Annotated in this window: 12 protein-coding genes and 1 tRNA gene; 3 read left to right on the top strand and 10 right to left on the bottom strand. The window is 70.0% G+C overall.

Going from position 1 to position 20,010, the window contains the following annotated elements; all coding sequences use genetic code 11:
• Positions 1-12: 12 nt before the first annotated feature.
• The 9 genes from ACFY2B_RS27335 to ACFY2B_RS27295 form a co-directional block, all read right to left on the bottom strand.
• Positions 13-1,128, bottom strand: a complete 1,116-nt coding sequence (locus ACFY2B_RS27335) for an LCP family protein (protein ID WP_390765714.1) — start codon at positions 1,126-1,128, stop codon at positions 13-15.
• A 200-nt stretch (positions 1,129-1,328) separates the two neighbouring features.
• Positions 1,329-3,131, bottom strand: a complete 1,803-nt coding sequence (locus tag ACFY2B_RS27330; protein WP_390765782.1) for a trypsin-like serine protease — start codon at positions 3,129-3,131, stop codon at positions 1,329-1,331.
• A 381-nt stretch (positions 3,132-3,512) separates the two neighbouring features.
• Positions 3,513-5,543, bottom strand: coding sequence for a transcription termination factor Rho (gene rho / locus ACFY2B_RS27325; protein WP_390765713.1), 2,031 nt, complete (start codon positions 5,541-5,543; stop codon positions 3,513-3,515).
• A gap of 402 nt (positions 5,544-5,945) precedes the next feature.
• Positions 5,946-6,863, bottom strand: coding sequence for a homoserine kinase (thrB, locus tag ACFY2B_RS27320; protein ID WP_390765712.1), 918 nt, complete (start codon positions 6,861-6,863; stop codon positions 5,946-5,948).
• Between the two features lie 456 nt (positions 6,864-7,319).
• The gene (thrC, locus tag ACFY2B_RS27315; protein ID WP_376530387.1) at positions 7,320-8,378 is read right to left on the bottom strand and encodes a threonine synthase; all 1,059 of its coding nucleotides are present in this window, start codon (positions 8,376-8,378) and stop codon (positions 7,320-7,322) included.
• A gap of 6 nt (positions 8,379-8,384) precedes the next feature.
• Positions 8,385-9,731, bottom strand: a complete 1,347-nt coding sequence (locus tag ACFY2B_RS27310; protein ID WP_390765711.1) for a homoserine dehydrogenase — start codon at positions 9,729-9,731, stop codon at positions 8,385-8,387.
• 352 nt (positions 9,732-10,083) lie between these two features.
• Entirely contained in the window at positions 10,084-11,475 is a 1,392-nt protein-coding gene (gene lysA, locus ACFY2B_RS27305) for a diaminopimelate decarboxylase (protein WP_376530392.1), read from the bottom strand.
• Between the two features lie 69 nt (positions 11,476-11,544).
• A complete protein-coding gene (gene nrtL, locus ACFY2B_RS27300) occupies positions 11,545-12,639 on the bottom strand; it encodes an ArgS-related anticodon-binding protein NrtL (RefSeq protein WP_390765710.1) in 1,095 nt (364 codons plus the stop codon).
• 195 nt (positions 12,640-12,834) lie between these two features.
• Positions 12,835-13,410 (bottom strand): response regulator, encoded by a 576-nt coding sequence (locus tag ACFY2B_RS27295; protein ID WP_390765709.1) that lies wholly within the window; start codon positions 13,408-13,410, stop codon positions 12,835-12,837.
• 167 nt (positions 13,411-13,577) lie between these two features.
• Here ACFY2B_RS27295 and ACFY2B_RS27290 point away from each other — a divergent pair.
• A tRNA-Arg gene (locus tag ACFY2B_RS27290) sits at positions 13,578-13,649 on the top strand.
• Positions 13,650-13,835: 186 nt separating this feature from the next.
• Here ACFY2B_RS27290 and ACFY2B_RS27285 read toward each other — a convergent pair.
• Entirely contained in the window at positions 13,836-15,530 is a 1,695-nt protein-coding gene (locus ACFY2B_RS27285) for a TIGR04141 family sporadically distributed protein (RefSeq protein WP_390765708.1), read from the bottom strand.
• A gap of 205 nt (positions 15,531-15,735) precedes the next feature.
• Between ACFY2B_RS27285 and ACFY2B_RS27280 the strand changes: the two genes are divergently transcribed.
• Together ACFY2B_RS27280 and ACFY2B_RS27275 are read left to right on the top strand one after the other, a co-directional pair.
• On the top strand, positions 15,736-17,862 hold the full coding sequence (locus ACFY2B_RS27280; RefSeq protein ID WP_390765707.1) for an N-6 DNA methylase: 2,127 nt from the start codon (positions 15,736-15,738) through the stop codon (positions 17,860-17,862).
• Between the two features lie 78 nt (positions 17,863-17,940).
• Positions 17,941-20,007, top strand: a complete 2,067-nt coding sequence (locus ACFY2B_RS27275; protein ID WP_390765706.1) for an N-6 DNA methylase — start codon at positions 17,941-17,943, stop codon at positions 20,005-20,007.
• Positions 20,008-20,010: the final 3 nt, after the last annotated feature.

Here is a 20,010-nt window from a genome sequence, read left to right as displayed (position 1 = left end):
TGGCGAGGGGGGTCAGTTGCTGACCACTCCTGCCGCCTTGCCGGTGGCTGTGCCCTGGGTGGCCGTCTTCGGGATGGTCCGGTCCTTCTTCAGGGCGTTCCAGACGAGCTGGGCCTTGGTCTTGTCGAGGAGGACGCGGTTGGGGTTCGCGGGGTCGTACTGGACCGGCATCGTGACCATGGTCATGTGCGACGCGCTGATGCCCTTGAGGCCGTCCGCGAAGCTCACCAGGGAGTTGACCGAACCCAGGTCGGAGTCGGTGGTGACCGACTTGGTGGCGGTGTCGGCGAGGGCGTAGAGCTTCGTGGGGTTGGTCAGGACGCCGAGCTGCTTGACCTGGTTGACCAGGGCCTTGATGAAAGCCTGCTGGAGCTGGATGCGGCCGAGGTCGGAGCCGTCCCCGACGCCGTGCCGGGTACGGACCAGCCCGAGGGCCTCGTCGCCGTTCAGCTTGTGGGTGCCGGCCGGCAGGTCGAGATGGCTGTCGGGGTCGTTGATGGCCCGGGTGGTGGTGACGGTGACCCCGCCCAGCTCGTCGATGAGCTTCTGGAAGCCGCTGAAGTCGACCTCCAGATAGTGGTCCATCCGGAGCCCGGTGACGGACTCGACGGTCTTGACCGCGCAGGTGGCGCCGCCGGTGGAGTAGGCGGAGTTGAACATGGCGCCGGACTCCGCCGGGTGCACGCCGCCCTTGGAGTCGGTGCACTCGGGGCGGTCGACCAGGGTGTCGCGCGGGATGGAGACCACGCTGGCCTTCTTGTGCCCCTCGTAGACGTGGACGATCATCGCCGTGTCGGAGCGCGCGCTGCCGTCGTCGACGCCGCCGCCGAGTTTCTTGTTGGTACCGGAGCGCGAGTCCGAGCCGAGGACCAGGATGTTCTCGGAGCCGTTGTCGACCTTCGCCGGCCGGTCGGTGCCCAGGGCCTGGTTGATGTCCACGCTCTTGATGTTGCCGTTGAGCTTGTAGTAGACGTACCCGGCGCCCGCGCCGCCCAGCACCACGACGCCCGCGGCCGTCCAGGCCATGACCCGCAGGGCCTTGTTGCGCCTGCGGCGCTTCCCGCGGTGGCGCGGCCTCTTGCTGCCGGACCCGGATATGCCGGGTCCCAGCGTGCTCTCGGCGGACATGTGCTCCTCGGTCCTGGTCGGGTCCTTCGGTTACCCCCTGCTGTCAGGGTCGGGCGTGGTGCCTGTCGCACCATCGTCGCTCCCGCCCGGTCAGACGGCGAAACCCGGGACAGGGTTGCACAACGTACTGTGCCCGCCCTGTGAGAGGGCGGGCACAGTACGTGGGGTCACATGCCGGATCTATCGGTCCACCTGGGGTTTCAGCCCCAGATGTCGTACTGCTGGTAGCCGGAGCCGACCGTGATCCTTGTGGTGAAGATCTCGCTGGTCGCCTTGCCGGTGCCCCGGTACAGGTAGAGCGTCCCGCTCGGGCTGCGGGTCAGGAAGTCCGCCTTGCCGTCACCGTTGACATCGCCGACGGCGTCGAAGACGTTGTAGCCGGTCCATGCCTTGCGGACCAGGACCCGCGCGGAGAACGCGCCGGTGCCGGCCTTGCCCGTGCCCTTGTACAGGTACAGGTCGCCGGTGCTGCTCTTGCGGGCGAGCAGGTCGGCCTTGCCGTCACCGTTGAAGTCGCCGTGGCCGCGGACCATGTTGAACTGGTTCCAGCCCGGACCGACCTGCACACGCGGGGCGAAGGTCCCGTTGCCCTTGCCCGGGTAGATCCACAGGGTGCCGCCGGAGTCCACGGAGAGGACGTCGGGCAGGTAGTCGCCGGTGACGTCACCGGGCGTGATGATGCGGGTACGGGTCTTCCAGCCGGTGAAGATCTTCGTCTGCGCCCAGGAGTCGTCGGCGCGCACGTAGTGCACCCAGAAGACGTCACCGGTGCCGCTGTCGCGGACCACGAGGTCCTCGCAGCCGTCGCGGTCGAGGTCGGTCTGCAGGACGACGTTGACGCCGTCCCAGTCGCCCCAGGACTGGCGGGGGCCGAAGGAGTTCCCCGTGGAGTCCTTCTCGTACCCCGTCCGGCCGGCGGCGGTGCGCATCCAGACGTCGGCCTTGCCGTCGGTGTAGCTGAGGTTGGCGTCGTCGATCTGCGCGTAGGCGGCACCGACGTACGGGCCGACCTTGGTGAAGACGCTGTAGGCCCCCTTGGCGACGCAGTCCGTCACGCCCCAGGAGACGACGCCGACGATCCGGCCGCCGACCACGAGCGGGCCCCCGGAGTCGCCGTTGCAGGCCGAGGTGGTGCCGGTGTCGCTGCCGGTGGCGGGGGTGCCCGCGCAGACCATGTGGCCCTTGGCGAAGTCGGAGCCGTAGGCGCCGGCGCAGGTGGTGTCCGACTGGACGGGCAGCGTGGCCGTCTTCAAGGTGTCGGAGATGTCCTCGGAGGTGGACGAGGTGCGTCCCCAGCCGTACACCTTGGCGCTGGTGCCCGAGGCGTAGGAAGCGGTGTCGCCGTACGTCGTCATCCGGATCGGCGTGGCCTTGACCGGGGTGTCCAGGGTGAGCACCGCGATGTCGTTGTCGGGGACGCCCCTGGTCGACACGGTGTACGACGGGTGGTTCCACTGCCGCAGTACGGCGGTGACTGTGCCACCGTGCAGATTGGCGCTGCCGTCGCTGTTGGTGGTGGGCAGCGAGGCGGTGCCGGTGACGACCGCGGAGGCGGTGGTGCCCCACTTGAAGCCCTTGACGCAGTGCGCGGCAGTGAGGATCTTCGTGGGCGAGATGACCGAGCCACCGCAGAAGAAGCTGACGTCGTCGCTGGTGCTGGTGGTGCCCTTGGTGTCGTCGTACCAGAGCTGGGCCATCCAGGGCGCCGCGGAGATGGTGGTCGTACCACCACCGATGACGTTCGGCGAGACGGCGGAGCCGCTGCTCGTCCGGGACGTCGTCCTCGTCGTCGTCCCGCTGTCGGCGGCGATCGCACGGGCGATCCGCTGGTTCAGCTCGGCCTGCGACGGCGTGCTGACGGCCGGCTTGACCGTCGGCGTCGGCTGGGTGGCGGCGCTGGCGGAGCCCGACAGCAGCGCGGCGGCGGTGGCCACGGCGACGCCGACGACGGCGGCCGCCGGCGCGATGCGTATCGGGCGTCTGCGGCGTCCGCGGCCGGACATGGTGGTTGGCACGAAAGTCCCCCCAGATGAACTTGCGTTGGAAAGGGTGCGTGGACACACCCGTTCCTCTCAGCGCCAAAAGGCCGGCCCCCGTCACACACCGACGGAAACCGGCCTCCACCACCCACAAGCCCCCACCAGAAGGGGGTCGAGCGCCCCTATAGGGGCGCGGGGAACTGCGCGACAAGCCACAACGACGCCGCAGTCAACCGCTCACGCCGTCACACCCCCGACAGGGGCGCGGGGAACCGCGCAGCAAACCCCCCACTCCGCCGCACCCAACCGACAACGGAGCACCCCACAGGGGCGCGGGGAACTGCGCAACCAGCCACGGCAACCGCAGCCGACACCACCGCACAACCCCGCCCCCCAGCGGAGCGCCTAGTCTCCGTTGCCAGGCGTAGGCGTCGTCTTCTGGATCTGCATCAGGAACTCGACGTTCGACTTCGTCTGCTTCATCTTGTCGAGGAGCAGTTCGATCGCCTGCTGCTGGTCGAGCGCGTGCAGCACCCGCCGCAGCTTCCAGACGATGCCCAGTTCCTCGGCGCCGAGCAGGATCTCTTCCTTGCGGGTGCCGGACGCGTCGACGTCCACCGCCGGGAAGATGCGCTTGTCGGCGAGCTTCCGGTCGAGCTTCAGCTCCATGTTGCCGGTGCCCTTGAACTCCTCGAAGATCACCTCGTCCATGCGGGACCCGGTGTCGACGAGCGCGGTCGCGAGGATGGTCAGCGAGCCGCCGTCCTCGATGTTGCGCGCCGCACCGAAGAACCGCTTCGGCGGGTACAGCGCGGTCGAGTCCACGCCACCGGACAGAATGCGGCCGGAGGCGGGCGCGGCCAGGTTGTACGCGCGGCCCAGACGGGTGATGGAGTCCAGCAGTACGACGACGTCGTGGCCCAGCTCCACCAGGCGCTTGGCCCGCTCGATGGCGAGTTCGGCGACCGTGGTGTGGTCCTCGGCCGGGCGGTCGAAGGTCGAGGAGATGACCTCACCCTTGACCGACCGCTGCATGTCGGTGACTTCTTCCGGACGCTCGTCGACGAGGACGACCATCAGGTGGCACTCGGGGTTGTTGTGGGTGATCGCGTTGGCGACCGCCTGCATGATCATGGTCTTGCCGGTCTTCGGCGGGGCCACGATCAGACCGCGCTGGCCCTTGCCGATGGGCGAGACGAGGTCGATGATCCGGGTGGTGAGGACGCCGGGGTCGGTCTCCAGGCGGAGCCGGTCCTGCGGGTAGAGCGGGGTCAGCTTGTTGAACTCCGGTCGGCCACGGCCGTGTTCGGGCGCCATGCCGTTGACGGAGTCCAGGCGGACCAGCGCGTTGAACTTCTCACGCCGCTCGCCTTCCTTGGGCTGACGGACCGCGCCGGTGAGGTGGTCGCCCTTGCGCAGGCCGTTCTTGCGGACCTGGGCGAGGGAGACGTACACGTCGTTCGGACCCGGAAGGTAGCCGGACGTACGAATGAAGGCGTAGTTGTCCAGGATGTCCAGGATGCCCGCGACGGGGATCAGGACGTCGTCCTCGGCGACCTGCGGCTCGGCGATGTCGTCACGGCCCCGGCGGCCCCGACGGTCGCGGTAGCGGCCGCGACGGCCACGACGGCCGCCCTCGAAGTCGTCGTCGTCCTGCTGACGGTCCTGCTGGCGGTCCTGCCGGTCCTGGCGACCGCCCTGCTGGCTCTGCTGCCGGTCCTGACGGTCCTGCCGGTCCTGACGACCCTGGCCCTGCTGCTCGTCGCCCTTGCCGCGGCGGTCACGGTCCCGGCCGCGCTCGCGGCGGTCACGCCGGCCACGGCCCTCGCCGTCGTCGCCCTTGGCCTCGCCCTGCGCGGGCTGCTCGCCCGACGTCGCGGACCTGGCGGCCGGCGACTCGGCCCTGGCATCGCTCTGCGCCTCGGCGGTGACGGTCTCGGGGCTGCCCGCCTCGGCGGTGACCCGGCGCCGGCCGCGCTCGGCCGGGGCGTCGTCGGCGGCTGCCTGCTCGGCAGGTCCGGAAACCTTGGGAGAGGGCTGGCCGGGGATCTCGATCTGCTGCTGGCCCACGGCCTTGTCGGCGGCGGCCCCGTCCGTGGCCTCGGCCTTCTTGCCGGCCTCGTCGCCCGTGCGGGCCCGGGACGTGGCCCGGCGCTTCGGCTTGGTCTCGGTGGCGTCCGCCTTGTCGGCGGACGCGCCGCCTCCCGCCTGCGCCTCCTTGATGACCTCGATCAGCTGGCTCTTGCGCATGCGCGCCGTACCCCTGATGCCGAGGCCGGATGCGACCTGTTGCAGCTCGGCCAGCACCATGCCCTCAAGGCCGGTACCGCGGCGCCGCCGGGAGCCGGCACCGCTGGCAGGCGCGGAGGCGTCCGTGGCGGGCGCGGCAGCGGTCTCCTCGACACGTGCGCCCATCAGATCGGTGGTGTCGCTCACGAAGGGTCCTTCCCTGGAGCGGACGTCGGCCTGTCTGGCTCGGCGACCGGTTGTGCTGTCCGGCTTTGGTCCTTGCTGTGTGGACCGTGCCGGGGCGGTGGTCCGCCAAAGCGGCGGAAGAAATATCTGGTGATGGCGCTTCCTTGAGCCGTGGCACCCAGTGTCACGTGGCGGGGTCGCACCGATTCCGGAGCGTGTCCGGCAATCCGCTCAATGTCCACGGGCGACGCACTGCCCAGGTACGACGTACGGAACACGGAGTGGCTTGGGAGGCTCCCGGAAGAATGTCTGTCCCGGACGGGGACACGAAGCACCTCGCCGTGGTGGGGTCGGGTGCAGACTTGAGGTTAACACTACCGGATCCAACAAACATTCCCCCTCTCCAAATCCGGCAACCGGGTGTCAGGTCGCAAGCGGCAGCACGCTCGCTCCCTGGACATCGAGGCCCAGCCGGTTGGCGGCCCAGTCCGCGCCCGCCAGGGCTTGCACCTTGTCGGCGGTGCCCTCGTCGGCCAGCGCCATGACGGTGGGTCCGGCACCGGAGATCACCGCGGGGACGCCGTCGGCGCGCAGCCGCTCCACCAGCGCGGCGCTCTCGGGCATGGCCGGTGCGCGGTACTCCTGGTGGAGGCGGTCCTCGGTGGCGGCGAGCAGCAGTTCGGGGCGCCGGGTCAGCGCCTCGACGAGCAGGGCGGCGCGGCCCGCGTTGGCGGCGGCGTCGACGTGCGGCACGGTGCGCGGGAGCAAACCGCGCGCGGTTTCGGTGAGGACCGGCTTCGCGGGCACGAAAACCACCGGAACGATGGAATCGTCGGGCTCCAGCCTGATCGCCCGGGCGGCGCCCGCCTCCGTCCAGGAAATCGTGAAACCGCCGAGCAGACAGGCCGCCACGTTGTCGGGATGGCCTTCGATCTCGGTGGCCAGTTCCAGCAGGACGGAGTCGTCGAGCCGGGCCTCGCCGCCTATGGTCACCGCCCGCGCGGCGACGATGCCGGCACAGATGGCGGCGGAGGAGGAGCCCAGGCCGCGGCCGTGCGGAATGCGGTTGGCGCAGACGATCTCCAGGCCCCGGGGCTGTCCGCCCAGCAGGTCGAAGGCGGTGCGCAGGGCCCGTACGAGGAGATGGTTCTCGTCACGTGCGAGCGTCTCGCTGCCTTCACCGGCGATGTCGATGTGCAGCCCGGAGTCGGCCACCCGGACGACCACGTCGTCGTAGAGCCCCAGCGCGAGGCCGAGGGCGTCGAAGCCCGGACCGAGATTGGCGCTGGTGGCGGGAACGCGCACCCGGACGGCGGCGGCGCGGAACGCTGGACCGGCCATCGCTCGATGACTCTCCTTGAGCTGCGTGATTGTCGAATGACATTCGATGTGTGCGTACGTGAGGCCCCTCGGGCCGCGAGGACGGCGCGGCACCGCCCTATGCGGAGGCATATGCGGCAGGCGGGTTCGCTACAGCCTATCGAAGGAAGGTTCCCTGGCGACATAGGGCGCACAGGAGGCGCACGATGCGTGTCGCAAGCCCCCTGTGCACCCCTCATAGGGAGTCCCCGGGTCAGGACGCCGGGCGGGCCGGTCCGGCCGGCCCGTGGACGGGCCCCGCGGACCCGTCCACGAAACAGTTCGCGGGCCCGACCGCGGATCGGCCGGCAGGCCGGTCCGCGGGCCGCCCCCGGGCCGGTACGGCCGGTCCGCGGTTCCGTCGCGGGATCCGCGGTCCCGTCACGGGATCCGCGGTGCCGTTCGCGCGCTTCCCGGTCCGGCGGGTGCCGAACGCTGTCAGACGAGCCCCAGCCGCTGGGCCGCGGCCGCCGCGTCGACCGGCACGGTGACCGGCTGCGGGGCGCCCGCGACGGCCCAGTCGGGGTCCTTGAGGCCGTTGCCGGTGACCGTACAGACGATGCGCTGGCCGGGGTCGACCCGGCCCTGCTCGGCGGCCTTCAGCAGACCGGCCACCGACGCGGCGGACGCGGGCTCCACGAAGACGCCCTCCTGTGCGGCCAACAATCGGTACGCGCGCAGGATTTCACGGTCCGTCACCTCGTCGATGAGACCGCCCGACTCGTCGCGCGCGCGGAGGGCGTACTGCCACGACGCGGGGTTGCCGATACGGATCGCGGTGGCGATGGTCGACGGGTCCTTGACGATCTCGCCTCGCACGATCGGAGCACTGCCCGACGCCTGGAAACCCCACATTCGGGGGGTCTTGGCGGACACACCGTCGGCGGCGTACTCCTGGTAGCCCTTCCAGTACGCGGTGATGTTGCCCGCGTTGCCGACCGGCAGCACATGGATGTCCGGGGCGTCGCCCAGCATGTCCACGATCTCGAAGGCGGCCGTCTTCTGCCCTTCGATACGTACCGGATTGACCGAATTGACGAGGGCCACGGGGTAGTTGTCGCTCAGCTTGCGGGCCAGCGTCAGACAGTCGTCGAAATTGCCGTCGACCTGGAGGATCTTCGCGCCGTGCACCAGGGCCTGGCCCATCTTGCCGAGCGCGATCTTCCCCTGCGGGACGAGCACGGCGGAGACCATCCCGGCGCGCACCGCGTACGCCGCCGCGGAGGCGGAGGTGTTGCCGGTGGAGGCACAGATGACCGCCTGGGCCCCCTCCTCCTTGGCCTTGCTGATGGCCATCGTCATGCCGCGGTCCTTGAAGGACCCCGTCGGGTTGGCACCCTCCACCTTCAGGTGGACGTCACAGCCCGTGCGCTCGGAGAGCACCCGCGCGGGGACGAGCGGCGTGCCGCCCTCGCGGAGCGTCACGACCGGCGTGGTGTCGGAGACCGGCAGCCGGTCCCGGTACTCCTCGATGATTCCGCGCCACTGGTGGGTCATTGCTGGTTACTCCCCTTCAACCCGCATGATGCTGGCGACACCCCGCACGGTGTCGAGCTTGCGCAGCGCCTCGACGGTCCCGGACAGGGAGGCGTCGGACGCGCGATGGGTGACGACGACGAGGGAGGCTTCGCCGTCCTCCCGACGCCCACCACCCTGTTCGGCGGCGGCTCCGTCGCCACCGCCCTGGTTGCGGCCCTGCTGCCGAACCGTGTCGATCGAGACACCGTGCTCCGCGAACACGGTGGCGACCTGAGCGAGAACACCCGGCTTGTCGGCGACGTCGAGGCTGATGTGGTAGCGCGTGACGACGTCGCCCATGGGCGAGACGGGCAGTGCCGCGTACGCCGACTCGCCGGGTCCCGTGGCCCCGCCCAGCCGGTTGCGGCAGACGGCTACCAGGTCGCCGAGGACCGCGGAGGCGGTGGGGGCGCCGCCCGCGCCGGCGCCGTAGAACATGAGCCGCCCGGCGGCGTCCGACTCGACGAACACGGCGTTGTACGCGCCGCGCACGGAGGCGAGCGGGTGGTTCAGCGGAATCATCGCGGGGTGCACGCGCGCGGTGACCGACCCGCCGTCCTGGGCCCGCTCGCAGATCGCGAGCAGTTTGATGGTGCAGCCCATCCGGGTGGCCGAGGCGAAGTCGGCGGCGGTGACCTCGGTCATGCCCTCGCGGTGGACGTCGTCGATGCGTACGCGCGTGTGGAAGGCGATCCCGGCGAGGATGGCGGCCTTCGCCGCGGCGTCGAAGCCCTCGACGTCGGCGGTGGGGTCCGCCTCCGCATACCCGAGGGCGGTGGCCTCGTCCAGGGCCTCCTGGTAACCGGCGCCCGTGGAGTCCATCTTGTCGAGGATGAAGTTGGTCGTGCCGTTGACGATGCCGAGCACCCGGTTGACCTTGTCCCCGGCGAGGGACTCGCGCAGCGGTCGGATCAGCGGGATGGCACCGGCGACGGCGGCCTCGTAGTAGAGGTCCTCGCCGTTGTCCTCGGCGGCGGCGTGCAGCGCGGCGCCGTCCTGGGCGAGCAGCGCCTTGTTGGCGGAGACGACGGACGCCCCGTGCTCGAAGGCCGTGGTGATCAGGGTGCGGGCGGGCTCGATGCCCCCGATCACCTCGACCACGACGTCGATGTCGCCCCGTTTGACCAGGGCCATGGCGTCGGTGGTGACGAGGGCCGGGTCGATGCCCTCGCGCACCCGGTCGGCCCGGCGTACGGCCACACCCGCCAGCTCCACCGGGGCTCCGATGCGGGCGGCGAGGTCGTCGGCGTGCGTCGTCATGATGCGCGCCACCTCTGAGCCGACTACCCCACAGCCCAGCAGCGCCACTTTCAGCGGACGCGTACGCATCATCCGACCTCGTTTCCTCATACCGTCTACGGTTGGACCAGTCTCACTCACCGGACGGGACTTTCTACCCTTGGTCCGGATTGTGAGACATCTATTTCATTTTCGCGGGACGGGAAACGGGAGATCTTCCGGCCCGCACCGCCTGTGTCACGCACGTCACGCCCGCCGGCCCCTGACGCCGGCCTCCGGCACCGGCCGCCGACCGCCGTCTGCCGCGCAGCTGTTGGTCTCCGGTGGCAGAAACTCGGGGGCGGCGGGGGCACGACGTGGAGCACGGCGCAAAGGCACGGCGTGGGACGCGGCGGGTCACGACGTAGGACCTGACCAGGACACGACCTCCGGTGTCACCCGACCGTCACCCGACGTCGAGCCGCAGCAGGTCCTCCTCGGTCTCGCGCCGGACGATCACCCGGGCCTCGCCGTCGAGCACCGCGACCACCGGCGGCCTGAGCGCATGGTTGTAGTTGCTGGCCATGGACCGGCAGTAGGCGCCGGTCGCCGGGACCGCGATGAGGTCACCCGGTGCCAGGTCGGCGGGCAGGAAGGCGTCCTTGACCACGATGTCCCCGCTCTCGCAGTGCTTGCCGACCACCCGGCACAGCATCGGCTCGGCGGCGGACTCCCGGGAGACGAGGGCCACGCTGTACTCGGCGTCGTAGAGCGCGGTCCGGATGTTGTCGGACATCCCGCCGTCGACGGAGACGTACGTCCGCAGCCCGTCGAGCGGCTTGATGGTGCCGACCTCGTAGAGCGTGAACGCGGTGGGCCCGACGATGGCGCGGCCCGGCTCGACCGAGATGCGCGGGGTACGCAGCCGTGCGGCGTCGCAGGCACCGGAGACGATCTCGGTGAGCGCCTTGGCGATCTCGTGCGGCTCACGCGGGTCGTCGTCGCTGGTGTACGCGATCCCGAGGCCGCCGCCCAGGTCGATCTCGGGCAGTTCGACACCGTGCTCGTCCCGGATCTCCTTGAGCAGCCCGACCACCCGGCGGGCGGCGACCTCGAAGCCCGACATGTCGAAGATCTGCGACCCGATGTGGCTGTGGACGCCGATGACCTCCAGCCCGTCCAGTTGCAGCGCCCGCCGCACCGCCTCGGCGGCCTGCCCGCCGGCCAGCGGAATGCCGAACTTCTGGTCCTCGTGGGCGGTGGCGATGAACTCGTGCGTGTGGGCCTCGACGCCGACGGTCACCCGGATCTGGACCTTCTGCCGCTTGCCCAGGGACTGTGCGATGTGCGCGACCCGCACGATCTCCTGGAACGAGTCGAGGACGACGCGGCCGACGCCGGCGCGCACGGCCCGCTCGATCTCGCCGGCGGACTTGTTGTTGCCGTGGAAGGCGATCCGCTCGGGCGGCATGCCCGCGGACAGCGCGGTGGCCAGCTCGCCCCCGGAGCACACGTCCAGGTTGAGTCCTTCCTCGTGCAGCCAGCGCACCACGGCGCGCGACAGGAACGCCTTCCCGGCGTAGAAGACGTCGGCGTCGTGCCCGAAGGCGGTGCGCCAGGCCCGGGCCCTGGCCCGGAAGTCGGCCTCGTCGAGGATGTACGCGGGCGTGCCGAACTCCTCGGCGAGCCGCTTGACGTCGATACCGCCGACCGTGACCGCGCCGTCCGCGTCGCGCCGTACCGTGTGGGCCCACACCTTGGGGTCGAGCGAGTTGAGATCGGTGGGAGGGGCCGAGTAGTGCCCCTCCGGCAGGACGTCGGCGTGCCGGGGCCCGGCGGGATGTGCGGAACGACTCATGACGGTGACTTTCTGTCTTTCAGGCTCAAGACTTTCTCCGCTGCTCCACGGGGCTCTCGCCGGAAGCGCTCAGAGATGGTCGGGGGCGTCGATGCCGAGCAGGGACAGGCCGCCGGCCAGCACCGTCCCGGTGGCTTCGGCGAGCGCGAGCCGGGCGCGGTGGGCGGCCGAGGGTTTCTCCTCGCCGTGCGGCAGGACGGTGAGCAGGAACGGCAGCGCGACGTCGGCGACGACGACGAGGTGCCGCGCGACCCGGTCCGGCGAACGGTGGACGGCGGCCGCGTGCAGGATCCGCGGGTAGTCCGCCAGGGCGGTGAGGAGGGGGCGTACGGCGGCTGCCGGACGCGGCGGCACGGCGAAGGCGAAGCCTGCCGGTGGCGTCTTCGTCCCCCCGACCGCGAGACGGGCCGTTGTCGCCACCGTCGTGAAATCGGCCGTGGTGGGGGCCGGAGCCACCAGGTCACCGGGCTCGGCGCTGAACCCGAGACGAGCGGCGTTGCGGGTGAGGGCCCGGGTACGGGCGTGTGCGTACCTGATCCGGAAGAGGGGATTGCCCTCGCGCTGGACCAGATGGTCGGCGGTGATCCGGGGCCGGTCGTGCGGGGCGGGGTGCAGCAGAGCCCAGCGGGCGGCGTCGGGACCGAGCGGAGCGGGGTCCTCCGGGACCGGCACGGGACGCAGGTTCACCGGTTCGCCGTGCTCGACCTCGGCCCGGCCGCCCTGGGTGGCGACGATCCGCACCAGCGCGTCGGCGACGGCCTCGGCCCGCGCCTCGTACGGCACACGAAGCTCCACGACCTGCCCGGCGAGGGCGTCACTGTGACCGTAGCCGGTCCCCCGGTCCCGGATCTCACGCACGAGCGCGCCGTCCGCCGCGGCGCCCGGCACGAGGCTGATGTTGATGAACCCCGGCCCGGTGACGACCACGTCCCCGACCCCATGGGCATCGACGAGATGCGGCCGCAGGATCTCGGCAACCCGCCGAGCGGGCTTCCCGGCCGACCGGGCGAGTTGCAGGGCGACGCTGGTGGCGTAGTCCCCGCACCCTCCCGGCCCCGGCACGGTCACCACGACCCGCTCAGGCACGGTCACACTCAGTTCCCCCACGTCCACAGCACGACGCACCGCGTGCAACACGGTACGGGAGAGTTCGACGGGGGTCACGGGACAAGGGTAGGGGAGGAACCTGAGGACTTGCCGAGCCGGTTCGAAGCGGACCGCCCCCCGGAGAAACCCACGCCACGGCGACCACGCCACCCGGCGCGACTGCTACGCGACGCCACCCCCACCCAGCACCACACCTACGCGGCACCACGGCCGTCCGACACCACGGCCATCCGGAGAACTCCCCCTCCCCACCTACCCGGAGAACTCCGCATCGGCGGTACGCGCCCCGTCCCCGGCATCAAGGCTCCCGCCCAGACGCTCATCCCCCACGACACCACCGGAGCCGGCCCCGGGGCCGCCCCCGAGATCGTCACCGAGGGAACCGCGCCCCGCACGCCCCAGCGCTCCCCCTGCCCCCTCGCCCCCACTCGCGGGCCCCCGCCCTCTCCCCCGCCCCAGCTCAAGCAAGTGCTGTACGAGCCGTACGAGTTCGGCGGGCTCGAAGGGCTTGGCGAGGAAGGCGTCGACACCAGCGTCGAGCCCGCCGTCGACCTCCTGCTCGGTACAGGCGCTGACGATGGCAAGGGGAAGATCACGGGTCCGGGGATCGGCTCGCAGCCGCGCGGCGGTACGCACACCGTCCAACCGGGGCATCACGACGTCGAGGGTCACGGCATCGGGCCGCACCTGATGAATGACATCCAGACACTCGGCACCGTCGGCCGCGGTCACGACCTCGATACCCTCCAGTTCGAGATTGACCCTGATCAGCTGTCGGATGACCTTGTTGTCGTCCACAACAAGCACCCGTCCCGAAGCGCCTGGCACACCTTGAGAGTAGGTCCGGACCGGCCACCGCGTCCGGCTTTTCCCCACTTCCACCCGCGCGAGCGAGCCTCCACCGCCCCCACCCACGGCAAACCCGTTCCTGATCACCTCGGAAGACCTGCTAGTGTTCTACTCGTCGCAGCGAGCAACAGCTCCACAACCGACACGCCCCCGTAGCTCAGGGGATAGAGCAACGGCCTCCGGAGCCGTGTGCGCAGGTTCGAATCCTGCCGGGGGCACTCCGGAACAAGGCGCTGAACAGCAGAAATGCCGTTCAGCGCCATTCTTATGCATGTCAAAACGAGGTACGCCGCGGCAAGAACCCACGCAATCCCGGAGTCACCCGACGTCCCGTCGGTAGAGGTGACCGGCAGCGCGTCGACCTCGTGCCAAATCGCAGCCCCCACAAACTGAGGTGCCCTCGGCTACGCGGCCAGGTGGCAGATTCCCGCCCGGCTCGGAGGCACTGCCATGGCCTGGATCCCGACGACCTCAACAGCCACGCCCCATGCTTCAAGCATGTTGGCCGTCTGCACGAGGGTGACCTGGGAGAACGGGAAAAGCGTGTCGGCGGTGAGGCCGGTTCCGCTCTTCAGCAGGATCGCAAATACGACCTTCGACGGCCGGAAGCCGTCCGGCAAGGCCCGGCCGGGCCGGGCCGCGGCCACCTTTCGAGCGAACCCGTCCATGGCCTCCGGCGAGTGCAACAGGGTCTGAACGGCGACCACGGCCTGACTGAACAGATGGCTCAGCGCGTCGGAGCCCTTGGCCCGCTTCACCATGACCAGGACGTCGTCCGGGCTCAGCAGATCGCAGATTTCCACGCCGTTGCCCCGGTGCAGCGCGGTCCGAACGTTGTCACGGTCGAAGCAGAGGTACCCGGGCCGCAAGTCGGGCACCGACTCGTTGTAGTCCCGCTCCTTGTCCCCGAGCACCCAGGCCGGAAGGTCGATCGAGGGCGTGTCGGTGATGAGCCGCTCCACCTGCGAACGGATCGTCTCCAGGTACGCCTCACCGATCTCGTACCACTGCCCGTCCAACAGGAAGAACCGGCGGGCATCGAGCGCCACCTCGGCCTCGATCCACCGCAACACGCTCGACGTCCAGATGACGTCATCCCTCTCCGCCCGGGTGTGCGCGTAGAGGGTGACAGTGCCGTCCCGGAGCGCGGCGAAGCGCGTTCCCGCCCTCTGCACGCGGGCCCGGTTGAGGACGTACTCCAGGCTGAAGTCGTCAGTGAGGTGCCCCTCCAGGCTGTGCACCTTGATGGCGAATGCCTGGGCGCCGCCGTAGTCGTCCCAGTGATCGGCCGGGACGGCGACCGCGATACGTCCGTCCGTTACCTCGCCCAGCATGCCGTCGAGCCGCTCCTCCAGCCGCGTGAGGAGGTCGGCGTCCTTGACCGAGACGATGTGCTCGACGAACTCCAGTTCCGGGGCCGGGGCCTCGTCCCGGAGGACACGGGCGATGGCCCGGATGTCCGCGACCAGGTCCGCGGCATCGATGCCGAGGCGCATCCGCAGCCCGGTACCGCCCTCGACGCTGGAGATCTTGGTCCGGTCGTCCTGAGCGAGGGTCAGCTGGATCCCGTCCAGTCGACCGCCCAACCGCCGCACGATCTGCGCGTGCTCCTGGACACCGAGGCTCCAGACCGGAGCGCCACCGGGCACAAGGGTGATGTCGGTCCGGCCGCCGCCCGGCGTATGGGAGACCATGTCCCGGATCTGGGCGGGGTCCACCCTGCGGATCACGAAACTCAACCCGAACCGCCGGTCCTTGACCCGGTCGGGCACCAGGCGGAAGCCCTGGTCGTAGCCGATGGCGTACACCTCGCCGTCGACCACGAGCATCAGCAGCCCGGCGGACCGGTTCACCGGCCGCGACACCTCGCATCCAGTCGTGCGATTGATCTCGCCGCACCAGCTCGCGACCGGCTGCTCGAAGCTGCCGGTGACCAACAGCGACGGAACGCCCAACCACTCCTGCGGGAAGTGCAGTTCCGCGTCAACGGCTTCGAGCCGAGCCGGGTCGAGGACGTCGAACATCGCGTCGACCGTGGGAGCGACACCAGTGAGTCGGTACAGGGTGCGCTTGGACGTGCCGGAAGTGCTGGTGGCCATGATGCCGCTCCATTCGAATCGACGTGTTGTGGGCAGGGGGAAACCCGGGAGACGTGGGACACCCGAACGAGCCGGGAAGCCGAGTGAAAGCACAACCAGTAGAGCGCCAACTGAAAGCACTGTCAAACACTCCACATTGGTTGGGTGTCGGTATAGAGTGAAGCCGTCCAGTACGCCCGCCCCCCACGTCACCCGGCAGGAGCCCATGAACCAGCAGGCCAGTGCCCTCGTGACCGCCGCCGGGATCTCCCGGCTCGCTGGAGTCACCCGCGCCACGGTGAGCAACTGGCGTCGTCGGCATCCGGACTTTCCGGCCCCTGCGGGAGGCACGGACACCAGCCCGACCTACGACCTCGATGCCGTACGCGCCTGGCTCTCCGCCCGCGGCCAACTCCCCGAGGACACACCGGCGGATCAGCTTCGCACCGCACTGCGTACCCACCCCGGCGAAGCCGAACTGGCCCTGTACCTGCTACCCGTGGCGCTCGCGGCTGCCCGGCTGGACCGGCGAGAACGCGACGCCCTTCCGGAATTGCGTGACGACGCGCTGCTGCGGTGGGTCCGGTCAGCCGCGGGCGACGAAGCCCGGGACGTCCCGGGAGCCGAGGACGCCACCTACGCCCCCGAGGCGGCCGGGCCGCTGAGGGCCTTTTTGCGGTTCGTCGCCACGGATGGCGCCGAAGCCGCGACAGATGTCCTGGCCGAACGGCTGCTGGAGGACACGGGGGGTACCGGCACCTACCGCACGCCCCGCCCCTTGGCCGACCTCATGGCCCGGCTCCTGGCCGACAGCGCGGGCGCTTTCCCCGCCCGGGCGAGCGTTCTCGACCCCGCGTGCGGCACCGGATCGCTGCTCGCCGCCGCGGCGTCCGTCGGCGCGACCGCACTGTACGGCCAGGACGTCCTGTACGGCCAGGCCGCTCAGGCCGCCGTGCGGCTCCGGCTGAGCGCCCCCGAGGCGGCCGTCACCGTACGTACGGGAGACAGCCTGCGCTCCGACGCCTTCGAGGACCTCACCGCGGACGCCGTCCTGTGCAATCCTCCGTACGGAGTCCGTGATTGGGGGCACGACGACCTGGCGTACGACCCACGCTGGGCCTACGGCGTGCCACCCAAGGGCGAGCCCGAGCTGGCCTGGGTCCAGCACTGCCTGGCCCACCTCACCCCCTGCGGCCGTGCCGTACTGCTCATGCCGCCCGCCGTCGCGGAACGCACCGCCGGCCGGCGTATCCGGGCTCAGCTCGTACGCGACGGAGCCCTCCGCGCGGTCGTCTCGCTTCCCCAGGGCGCGGCCACCCCGCTCCACATCGGCCTGCACCTGTGGGTGCTCGAACGGCCCGATCCGCAGGCTGAAGCCCCGGGTACGGTCCTGCTCGTCGATGCCGCCGCCGAGATCCGAGAGCTCGACTGGGACGCCGTCAACGACACCGTGCTTTCGGCGTGGCGGCCCTACCTTGATGACGAGGACGCCTTCACGGGAGCCCCGGGGATCGCCGCCGCCCTGCCGGTCACCGACCTCCTGGACGAAGGCGTGGACCTGACCCCGGCCCGCCGCATCCGGACGGCTTCCCGGCAAGCGCTCCGCCCCGCCTTGCTGGCCCGGCAGGCAACGGAGCTGTACGACCAACTGCGTCAAGGGGCGACAGACCTGCTCGGCCTCAGCACCGACGACGACTGGCCGCCTGCCGACGACCGGCCCCGCGACTGGCGCACCGCAACGGTTGCGGACCTTCTGCGTGGCGGCGCTCTCAGTCTGCTCCACACCACGCCCCCGGGCCGCCGGACCCGTAGCGGCGAATCACAGCCTCGACCCGAAGCAGAACCTGGCGCACGACCGGCGCTCACGGCTTCCGATGTCTTCGAGAACCGGCCCGCCTCCGGAACGGAAGCGGACCTTCCCACCGGCGTCACCCTCCCCTTGGTCCAGGCGAGTGACGTGCTTCTCACAGAGATCCTCCGCGTGGGACGCACGGCCGTGGCCCGGGTCGTCGAGCCGGGAGAGACGGGCAGCTTCCTCGGCCCCCACCTGCTGCTGTTCCGCCCGGATCGGCGTCGGCTCGACCCATGGTTCCTCGCCGGGTTCCTCGCAGCGGAGCGGAACGTCAACGCCGCAGCCACCGGCACATCCATCATCCGGGTGGACCCGCGACGCCTGCGCGTTCCCTTGCTCCCGCTCGCCGAGCAGCAGCGCTACGGCGCCGCCTTCCGCCGCCTGCACGAACTACGCACCGCCGCCCGCCGGGCCGACCGGGCCGCCGAGGAAGTCACACGTCTCCTCGGCACCGGTCTCACTGGCGGCGCGCTGTTGCCGCACGGCCATGGATCGGCGTGAAACGTGCGCCGCAGCACCGCGAACGACCACACTTGACGTCTCTGTCCCGCTGGGACGGCGAACACCGGAAGGACTCTGTTGAACAGCAGTAAGCACACGGAACTGGCGAACCATGCGTGGTCGGTCGCCGACCTCCTGCGCGGCGACTACAAGCAGTCCGACTACGGCAAGGTGATTCTCCCGTTCACTGTGCTGCGGCGCCTGGAGTGTGTCCTCGCTCCGACCAAGGACAAGGTCCTGGAGGTCGCCGCCCGCTACCAGGATCAGGACATCAACCCCGACCGCTTCCTTCGCAAGGCGTCCGGCCACAGCTTCTACAACACAAGCTCCTACACGCTGAAGGCCATCGCGGGCGACTCCACTCACGCGGCGAAGTACCTCAACGAGTATTACGGCGCCTTCTCACCCAACGCACGGGAAGTCCTGGAGCGGTACGACTTCGCCCAGCAGATCAAGCGGCTGGACGCGGCGGACCTGCTGTACCAGGTGGTCGGGCGGTTCGCTGATCTCGACCTTCGGCCTGTGGAGAGGGACGCCGACGGCGATGTCGTGCTCGACGAGGACGGCAATCCGGTCGAGATCGTCTCCAACCACCAGATGGGCTATACCTTCGAGGAGCTGATCCGGCGCTTCTCCGAGCAGTCCAACGAGACGGCTGGTGAGCACTTCACGCCGCGGGAAGTCATCCGGTTGATGGTCAACCTGCTCATCGCGCCGGACAGTGACGCGCTGGCCCTGCCGGGCACCGTCCGCACGGTCATGGACCCGGCCTGCGGCACCGGCGGCATGCTCAGTGCGGCCGAGGAGCACATCACCGCCCACAACCCGGACGCCACGGTCAAGGTCTTCGGCCAGGAACTCAACCCAGAGTCCTGGGCCATCTGCCGGTCAGACATGATGATCAAAGGCCAGGACCCGGAGAACATCAAGTTCGGCAACTCCTTCAGCGACGACGGCCACACCGGCGCCACCTTCGACTATCTGCTGGCCAACCCGCCGTTCGGCGTGGAGTGGAAGAAGGTCAAGGACGCGGTCGAGGACGAGCACGAACGCCTGGGTGAGAGCGGGAGATTCGGCGCCGGCCTGCCGCGTATCAACGACGGCTCGCTGCTCTTCCTCCAGCACATGATCTCGAAGATGAAGCCGGTGGACGCGTCGGGGTCCGGCGGCAGCCGGATCGCGATCGTCTTCAACGGTTCCCCGCTGTTCACGGGCGCGGCGGAGTCGGGTGAGTCCAGGATCCGGCAGTGGATCCTGGAGCACGACTGGCTGGAGGGCATCATCGCCCTGCCCGACCAGCTCTTCTACAACACCGGCATCTCCACGTACTTCTGGGTGCTCAGCAACCGCAAGGCCAGGGACCGGCGCGGCAAGGTCGTCCTGCTGGACGCGCGTGACTACTGGCGCAAGATGCGGAAGTCGCTGGGCGACAAGCGCAAGGAACTGGGCGAGCAGCACATCTCCGAGATCACTCGGCTCTACACGGAGGCGCTGGCGGTCGTCGACGCGGCGGAGAAGGGCGGCGGGCACGACCTCGCCGACCGGGCCGGGAAGATCAAGGTCTTCCGTAACGAGGACTTCGGGTATCACCGGATCACCGTCGAACGGCCGCTGAAGCTCCGCTTCGAGGTGACGGAGGAGACGCTGACGGCCATCGCCGCGTCCAAGCCGATCACACGGGCCACGAACGTCGAGGAGTTCGCGGCGGCGCTGCGTCCGCTGGTCGGCAAGTCCTGGGCGACGAAGTCAGACGCCTGGATCGACCTGAAAGACGCGATCGTCGCGGCCGGCCTGTTGTGGCCGACGGGCGCGCCCTTCGGCAAGGCGCTGCGGGAGGCGGTCGGCGTCCGGGATCCGGAGGGCGAGGTCCAGCGCGTCAAGGGCGAGACGGAACCGGATCCGGAGCTGCGGGACTACGAGAACGTGCCGCTGGAGGAGGACGTGGAGGAGTACCTGCGGCGGGAGGTTCTGCCGCATGTCCCGGACGCGTGGATCGACCGCAGCAAGACGAAGGTGGGGTACGAGATTCCGTTCACGCGGCATTTCTATGTGTACAAGCCGCCGCGGGCGTTGGCGGAGATCGATGGGGAGTTGAAGGCGCTGGAGGCTGAGATTCAGGCGCTGCTGGGTGAGGTGACGAAGTGAGCC

Source organism: Streptomyces sp. NPDC001270 (assembly GCF_042896695.1).
Taxonomy (GTDB): Bacteria; Actinomycetota; Actinomycetes; order Streptomycetales; family Streptomycetaceae; genus Streptomyces.
This window is presented reverse-complemented; position numbering and strand designations above follow the sequence as displayed.